This is a genomic window from Emticicia sp. (assembly GCF_043780375.1).
Classification (GTDB): domain Bacteria; phylum Bacteroidota; class Bacteroidia; order Cytophagales; family Spirosomataceae; genus Emticicia.
On record NZ_JAYWCU010000304.1, the window covers coordinates 1 to 9226 of the forward strand.

The window sequence follows — 9226 nt, forward strand, 5'->3', positions numbered from 1 at the left end:
TATTCCTTTTTTTTTCTCTGTCAATTAGGTGCAAACCTTTGCACAGATTTTTTGATTGATTGTCGATTTTGAATACTTTATTTTCGTTAGGTTGCCTAACCTCTAAGAGCTGTGGGATGTTCAACAGAAAACCGCCCGTTATCTATATGCTTTTACAGTTTGTTGGTTTATTCCCAAAAACAAAGTTTTATTTATAGTTATCACTGACCTAACATCTCCTTGAATTTGTAAACCAGATAATTTTTGTGGAATACTCGAAAACTGCCCCTTTCCATCTCCTTTTAATAGTAAACCATAATTGGCATCGTATTTCCCGAATTTTAGTCGAGTTTTATTTAGATTTCCACAAAGTAATATATCTTTTTTACCATCATTGTCATAATCAATCGTTGTAATTGTATATATTGGTGAAAACTGAACTTCAGTCGGCAAACTTTTTTCTTGAAATTTACCCTTCGAATCTTGTATAAAACAAACTGTTTTGAAATAATTAGCTTCTAACTTCTTGGCATCTTTTAGCTCATTTTCTCCAAAAACGTCTGTTAATGTTGCATTTGAATAACTATCATAACTTGTAAACTTCGGACGTTTTGATGGTACTTGCTCTAAGAGTTCATCACGAGTGAGATAAGGATAGCTTTTGCCTTGCACAAAGAAGCACAAAATAGGGTCAATACTTCCATTTTCATCAAAATCCTTGTAATAAAGCTCGGCAGGTTGGCTTTTAGTGGCTTTGCATTGACTATTTAGTCCAAGGTTTCCAACTAATAAGTCGGGCGAACCATCGCCGTTGAGGTCTTCAACCAATAATTTATTCCACCAACCGCTATATTTTTGCTCAAAATAAGTATCAGTTTTATCAGTAAATCTTATCGACGAACCGTTTTTATTTGTATTTTCAAAAACTGTAATAGGCATCCATTCGCCAACAATTACTAATTCTTGCTTTTTATCTTTATTCAAATCTACAAAAACTGCATCAGTAACCATGCCAATATGTTGGAGCTCGGGTTGTGTATTATCTTTAAAATTTCCTTTACCATCATTAAGCAAAATATAGCTTCTTGGAGTTTCTGGATATCTCCCTGGAATTACTCTTCCACCCACAAAAAGGTCAAGTTTTGAATCATTATTTATATCTCCCACACGCACACAAGCAGTACTGGTGAGCATAATAGGTAGGGCAGAAGCACTTAGTTGAAAATCTCCTTTTCCATTATTCAAAAATAGCTGGTCTTGTAGATTTTGGTCGTTTTCTATGAAATTTCCGTACCCACCATGAGCCACATAAATATCTTGGAAACCATCGCCGTTAGCATCAAAGAAAACGGCATCGCTTACATCGGCTTTTAGGTTTGATGGAAAGGTTTTTTTTGTAAATCGTATCGACGAACCGTTTTCGTTTTTTTGCTGAATAAATATTTCACTGCTTTTGCCATAACTTCCGCCTACAAAAACATCTTCTAAACCATCATTATTTATATCGCCTTTGACCATTGCGGGACTAATAAACGACATTGAGTTTGGCATTAAAGATTGTCTTTTGAAGTCGTTTTGAAGCGTTTTTGCTTGCTCAGATGCAATTGGGGAACTTATTTCTGTAAAAATTGTAGATTCATTGGGCAAAGATATTTTTTTCAAAACAGCATTTTTTTCTTCCAAAACTAAGGTTTGGTTGGACTGAATGTTTTTTAAAACTTGACTTTTATCGGTATTCCAAATTACTTTTATCGAATCAATTTTATTTGTTTTTCCTAAACCAAAATTGAGCGTAAAACTCACATTTGACTGAAATCCACGAGTGGGCATTTGTTCTTGATATTGCGAGTTTCCTTGACTATATAAATATACTTTTGCACCAATTCCCATTGTATTGGTGTTTTCGCCAGTCAATTTTACTTTCAAAAACTGATTATTTAATTTTTTATTTGCTTCATTTTGATAGACGAAAGCAGGAGCATTGATATTATTTACAATCAAATCTAAATCTCCGTCATTGTCCAAATCTGCATAAGCGGCACCACTACTATTCGACTGCTCGCCAAGTCCCCAATTAGTGGTTTGATTTTGAAAATTGAGCTTGCCATTATTACGAAAAATATAGTTTTTTACATTCGATGAAGGCATTTTCTGGACTAATTCAAGTACATCTTGGCGTTGGAAACCACCTTGTTTGTTTGCCATGAAATTTTCCATATATTTCAAAAAATCAAGGTTGGTATAATCATGCAAATACCCATTGGTAATATATAAATCTTTCCAGCCGTCGTTGTCATAATCGGCAAAGAGTGCCGCCCAACTCCAATCGGTGTTTGAAATGCCAGAAATTTGTCCGACTTCGCTAAAGCTCCCATTTCCGTTATTTAGTTGAAGCATGTTTCGCATATACTGGTGGTGAAACCCAGATTTTACGCTCAAATCAAATTTGTCATAATTATCTGGTGACATCAATAATTTTTGTCGACGGTTGTCTTCGGGAAGCATATCGAGTGTAAAAATATCTGGAAGCAAGTCATTATTGATGTCGGCTACATCATTTCCCATCGAAAAATTAGAAGTATGCCCTAATTGCTCTTTGCTTACTTCTTTAAACATGCCATTTTTTTGATTGATATAAAGGCGGTCGGGTACGGCGTAGTCGTTGCTTACATAAATATCTGACCAGCCATCTTGGTTAAAATCGGCAATTCCTGCTCCTAAACCATACGATAACGACGAACTTTGAATTCCCGCTTGGCGAGTTATGTCTTTGAAAAATCCTTTGTCGTTTCTATAAAATCTTGAGCCACTCACCGCATCATCTACCTTCATCAAGGCTGCAGTACGAACTTCATCTAAAACAGGAAGTGATTTGATGTTATGATTGAGTAAAAACATGTCTAAATCGCCATCTTTATCAGCATCAAAAAAGTAGGCATTTGTGCTAGAGGCCGGGCTATCAATTCCAAATTTGGCAGCTTGCTCAACAAATGTTGGAATGCCATTTGCTCCATTTCCTTGATTAATAAAAAGCTCGTTAGCTTTTTTTTCGGGTATCAAGTTTCCGGAGTGACATACGTAAATATCTAATTTGCCATCTGCATTTATATCGACAAGTGTTACACCAGTTTTCCATGGACCATCTCTTCCTGCAACTCCAGCTGCATCGGTAATATCTGCAAACTCCATGTTGTGTTTGTTCAAATACAGACGATTTGACTGCATATTGCTCGTAAAATAAATATCGTCAAAGCCATCTGCATTCAAATCTCCCACAGCTACGCCACCACCATTATAGAAATATTCGTACATCAAAACATTGGTATTTAGCCCTTCGTTAATAATATTTTGAAAATCAATGTGAGTTTTTTCTGGAGAAAGTAAGGTGAAAATTGCTTCCTGTTTTTCGCCTTCGGTTTCATTATTTTCTTGTTGCGAAGTGGATTTCTTGCAGCTAATTAAAAAGGTGCTTAGTAGAATTAGTAAGTATAAGGTTGTCGAAATTTTCATTTTTGAAATCATAAACCCTTAAATGGTGAAGGTTAGATAGTTGAGATTTGGTTTTGCTAAAACAAATATACAAAGATGTTTTTAGATTGGTTTTGCTTTTGTCAGAATTGAAGGTTTCGCAAAAAAAAATTGGGTAGCCTATAACTTTAAAGCTATCGACTACCCAATTTAAGTCAATGAATACAATAATTAGTATCCTGGATTTTGGACTAACTTATTATTTCGGTTTATTTCATCACGGTGAATCGGCAAGAAATAAATTTTATCATCCCAATTGCGATTTTCTTTACCCGGGTCAATTTTACCTACTGTGTACAAATAATCGTAGTTTGTAGGGTCATATTTATAAGTCGAAACTGTTTTGCCAGCTTTTAATGTACCTTTTACTAAAATAATGCTCGCCTTACGCCCAAGGGTTGTAGGGGCAATCATCCAACGGCGTGCATCGTGGTAGCGTTGCTCTTCAAACACCATTTCTACTCGACGTTCGTTGCGATAACGTTGACGTAGTGCATCACCTGTTTCGGTAGCGGCAGGCATACCTGCACGGAAACGGATTTGATTTAACCATTTTTTTGCTTCGGCATCTTCACCTAACTCAATACATGCTTCTACGTAATTAAATACAGCTTCAGTTTGGCGTAAAAACGGCCAAGGAATTTGTTGCCAAGAGTTTTGATCAACTAAACCTGGGCTTGGATCAGTAAATTTACGCATATAATAACCAGTATAGCTACCGTTCCAGTCTTCGATGCTACTTTTACGAGTATCTAAGCCAAAATGTGTCTTTTTTGCTCCACCCGACATTATCTCATACTCACCAGTTTGAATTTGGTTAGCTGGGTCAAGCGGTGCAGCACTTGCCGAACGTGGTTTCCAAGGAGAACCTTCGTACAAAATCGTTGATCTTAAACGAGGATCACGGTTGTCGTAAGGTTTGCTTGCGTGTTCAGGATTACTCCAATTAAATTTAGAACCATCCATCATTTCATAATCATCAATCAACTCTTGGATTGGCGTATTTCCTGCCCAGTTATTGTAGCCATTTGGTCCGTTGAAAAGTCCAATACGTCCACCATTTTCGTTTTTACTTTGGATAAAATATCTCCCAAAAATAATCTCGTTTTGTCCGCCATTTCTTGCCAACGACTGATTCATGTAGTTTGTTGCTGCTTGATCAGCAGTAACAGGAGCAGTAAGTCCTAATTGAAAACCAAATCCAGGAACATCCAAAACTGCTTTTGCAGCAGCTTTAGCTTTTTGCCAACGCTCGGTACGGCTACCACTTACAAGTCCTAATAATTCGGGTTTTGCTGCTGTAGCCATTGCCTTAGATTTTACTTTTGCAGTTGGTACATCATACAAATCGCTTGCTGCATAAATCAACATACGTGATTTCAAGGCTAAAGCTGAGGCTTTAGTCGCACGACCTTTCTGTAACGATTTACCATCAAGTAAAGTAGCTGCTTCATCGAGGTCTTTTACGATAAAATTCAAGCACTCTTCAAAGGTGTTACGAGCTGATAAGAAATCGCTGTCGGTCAATGCAAACGCTTTGTCAACAATTGGTACACCACCATAGTTACGCACTAATTGATGGTAGTAGTAGGCTCTCATAAATTTAGACTCACCTTTCAAACGATCAACAATGTTATTGGCATTTGGAAACTGTGGATTCTCTAAATTTTTAAGTGCAAGATTACATGCTCTGATTCGTGAGTACATATTTACCCAGCTCAAAGAACCGTTAATCCAACCTGGGTCGGCAGGGTTAATACGTCCTTCGGTATGCGTTGTGATGTTTCTTCCAGGATGCGTAAAAATTGCTTCATCGGTTAATGAGGCTAACATCTGCTCGTCAAAACCGCCTTGACCTAAGCCACCGTAAAGTTCGCTCACAAAAGCCTCGGCTAATGAAGCATCGCCCCAAACTACGCTTTCTGATAGTTGGTCGAGTGGTTTGGTATCTACAAAGTCGTCGTTACAGCTAATCGCAAAAAACGAAACTGCAAAGAATGACAAGATTATTTTTTTATATAGTTTCATTTTTCTAATTTTTAAAATTTAACGTTCAAACCAAAGTTAATAACTCTTGACTGAGGATAATACTGACCAGTTGAACTTGCTGTTTCTGGGTCAAAAACTTTTAATTTATCAATCGTAAATAAATTAATTCCACTGGTGTACATTCTCAAGCTGCTGAAACCAAGTTTTTTACCGATATTTTCAGGAATGGTATAGCCCAATTCAAAGTTTTTCAAGCGAATATAGTCCGAACTTCTCAACCAATAGGTATTATTACCTGAGTAATATTGGTCATTGCGGTTGGCAATACGTGGATGAACATCACTTGGATTATCAACTGTCCAACGATTTTGGTAAATATCAAGCAAGTAGTTGCCTATATTGCCCATTTCACCTGCACTTACGTATTGTTTAGCACCAGCTGCACCTTGAATCAAGATAGTTAAGTCAAAGTTCTTATATTGACCTCCGAGGTTAATGCCACCTTGGAAAAGCGGAAGCGTAGTATTATCGGTTCTTACTTGGTCGTCAGGTGTAATTTTACCATCGCCATTATAATCTTTGTACTTCATGTCTCCAGGGCGAAGTTCTTTCACGATAGCAGAATAATCAATGCCTCTTGCATCAATTGCCGCCTGGTCTTTAAATACACCATCATAAAGGTACGAAACAAAGGTATTCATCGGGCGACCTGTGCTTTTTTGCCATTCGGGAGCTCCTGGAGCTTCGTCCCAGAATTCTACTTTGTTTTTGGCATACCCACCATTCACGCTAAAGTTATATTTGAAATCGCCTGCTTGACCACGGTAACCCACGTTGAAGTCGAAACCTTTGTTTGATACTTCCCCAATGTTTTGTGCAGGAAGCGTGATACCTGTTGATTGAGGAACCGAGGCATTTTTAAACCAAAGTATTTTTGAACGATTATTAGAGAAATAATCAAACTCAAAGCTAACTTTACCATTAAATAACTGACCTTCTAAACCGATATTTGAGTTTGAAGCAATCTCCCATGTGATGTTTTCGTTAGGCAAACGAGTTTCGAACAAAGTTTTCTGCTCGGCATCACCCAAAATATAACTACGGAAACCATAAGTAGAAAGATATTGATAAGTAGCTGCAGTATTTGAGTTTGGAAGGTTTACTTGGTCATTACCCAATTGTCCCCACGAACCTCTTAATTTCAAGAAGTTAATAACAGGAAGTTCTTTCATAAACTTTTCTTCAGAAATTACCCATCCTGCCATTACGCCAGGGAAAAATCCATAACGAGTGGCTTTCGGGAATCTGTCAGAACCGTCATATCTCCACAAAAACTCAAGTAAATATTTTTCCTTGAAGTTATAAGCCACACGACCGAAATAATTGATACGTGCAGTTTCAAAACCACCACCACCATTGTTTCTTTCTAAATCACCACCCGCAAACATTTGGTCGAGTGCTGGCGAGATAAAGTAACGACGGAAAGCATTAAAGTTATTTCCTTTGATAGTTTCAGTGTTTGTTCCTGCCAAAACCGTAAGGTTGTGGTTGCCAAACGAACGCTCATAAGTACCTACGCCACCAAGTAAGATATTTAATTGGTCATCGTACGATTGAGACAAGTTAGGCTCTGCTGGCCCTCTTTTACTTGCTACTAACTTAGGTGTTGTGCCATCTACCTCGAAACCCGCACCTTGTTGGTACAAAGTCCATGGAATTTGCCAAAGTTTTCTTGTTCCTAATCTTTTGTCAATTGCCGCTGTTCCTGTAAATTTCAAGCCTTTTACCCATGGAATTTGTATATCAAGTGAACCGTTGGTTTGGATATAATCTTGTTTTTGACGGTCATATCCTGACAAATCGGTAGTAATTACAACAGGGTTTTCTCCGTTTTCAATATCAGGACCAGGAAGGCCATTTGGCCAATAGGCTTGTTGCTGTGGTTTTCCACGCATTTGCATTCTGAAGATTGCCCCTGCCGAACGAGTTGGATAGTTACGAGCTTCTTCACGCCCCAAAATACCTATATTTAGGTTAATGTATTTGTTGATTTTAGCATCTAAATTCAAGCGAATATCATATTGTTGGTAAGCCGTTGCCGATTTTTTATAAAATCCATCTTGATTTTGATAGCCTACCGATGCCAGATACTTTACATTATCAGTTCCACCAGAAATTTGCAAGTTGTGTTGCGTTTGAGGCGACCAAGTCTTCAAAGTAGAAGCATACCAATCAGTATTTGGGTGTAACCAAGGGTCAGAGCCGTCTTCATATTGCTGAATGTCTTTTGGCGTAAAAGGTGCTTTTCTGATTGTACCATTAGGACGAGTATAAGAGCCTGTTGCTTTATAAGCAGTGTTTGCTCCAGCCCACTCACTTACAGGCAATCCATAAATATCAAGGTCATTTAGCATGCTTGTATATTGAGCTGCATTTGTCAATTTAGGAATTACTGTTGGTTGAGCAAAACCTTGATTAGCCGAATAAGAAATCACTGGCTTACCTGTTTTTCCACGTTTAGTTGTAATCAAAATTACACCATTGGCAGCACGAGAACCATAAATAGCCGCTGAAGCATCTTTCAAAACTGACACGCTTTCGATGTCATTTGGATTGATACGGTCTAAACCACCTGCACGATTTGGAATACCATCTACCACAATAAGGGCATCACCGTTGTTCAAGGTATTCGAACCACGAATACGAATTGCCGAACCATCGGCACCTGGCTCACCACTACGGTTTACTGCCACAACACCAGCCATACGACCTGCAATTGAATTACTCAAGTTTACAGTTGGTGATTTGATTAAGTCAGAACCTTTTACTGAGACTACCGAACCAGTAATGGTTTCTTTTTTCTGAACGCCATAACCTACAACAATAACTTCCCCCAAGGTTTTGGTGTCGGTATTCATACCCAAGTTAATAATTGTACGATTTCCAACTACCACTTCTTGAGGTTCGTAACCAACGATACTAAATACCAAAACGGCTTTACTATCTGCAACTGTGAGAGTGTATTCTCCATTGGCATCGGTTGTTGTTCCTTTCTGCGTTCCCTTGATCAGGATACTCACACCAGGCAAGGTTTCACCTTTTTCAGCATCAGTTACTTTTCCTGAAACTTTTTGTTCGAGCACTTTTCCTAAACTGGGTTTAGCAAAAGCATTTGGAACTGACAAAGCCCCAATTGCTCCCAGAAGAAGAACAATGAAGGTTCGTAGAGTAAATTTTTTCATAGAAGATTAAGTTTTTTTAAGGTTAAAAACATTTAAGATTAAAATTGTATTAATTTAAAATTAAATTTAGGGTGTTTTTTTCAAAAAACATAATTATATGATTTAAAAATATGAGATTATCGTTGTGTTTTTGAGGAAAGCACTAAAAATAAGATAGTATTTAATAATTGCAAACGATTGCACAAAGTTTTAAAATTATAATTTTTTATTGCACTATTTAAAGAAATTTTTAAGTATAATGCAATAATTTTTGAAGTTTCAAATGGTTTTTTTAGAATATTTATTAATAAAAAAAAACTCTAAAAATCGGTCAAAAAAATCTCAAATATGAAATGGGCTTTAACTAAATTATTGGTTTTGGAGGAGAAAAATAAATCCTTGAAAGTACTTAAGTAATAGGACAAAAGTAATCGAAATTTATTTTGTAATTTTGCCTTATGGGACGAAAAAGTAAACATATTATTTTGACAGACGAAGAAAAAAAGAGT

General features: G+C 37.1%; 3 protein-coding genes. All 3 read right to left on the reverse strand.

Annotated features, from left to right (window positions below):
- Positions 1-138 precede the first annotated feature (138 nt).
- Positions 139-3489 (reverse strand): VCBS repeat-containing protein, encoded by a 3351-nt coding sequence (locus ACH2CJ_RS21945; RefSeq protein ID WP_394996783.1) that lies wholly within the window; start codon positions 3487-3489, stop codon positions 139-141.
- A 189-nt stretch (positions 3490-3678) separates the two neighbouring features.
- Complete coding sequence (locus ACH2CJ_RS21950; protein ID WP_394996786.1) at positions 3679-5535, reverse strand: RagB/SusD family nutrient uptake outer membrane protein; 1857 nt, start codon at positions 5533-5535, stop codon at positions 3679-3681.
- Positions 5536-5546: 11 nt separating this feature from the next.
- Positions 5547-8738: a SusC/RagA family TonB-linked outer membrane protein gene (locus ACH2CJ_RS21955; RefSeq protein ID WP_394996788.1), complete on the reverse strand. Its 3192-nt coding sequence runs from the start codon at positions 8736-8738 to the stop codon at positions 5547-5549.
- Positions 8739-9226: the final 488 nt, after the last annotated feature.

Coding starts and splice junctions, on each gene's coding strand:
- ACH2CJ_RS21950 (WP_394996786.1), bottom strand. CDS start 5,535: ATGAAACTATATAAAAAAATAATCTTGTCATTCTTTGCAGTTTCGTTT.
- ACH2CJ_RS21955 (WP_394996788.1), bottom strand. CDS start 8,738: ATGAAAAAATTTACTCTACGAACCTTCATTGTTCTTCTTCTGGGAGCA.
- ACH2CJ_RS21945 (WP_394996783.1), bottom strand. CDS start 3,489: ATGAAAATTTCGACAACCTTATACTTACTAATTCTACTAAGCACCTTT.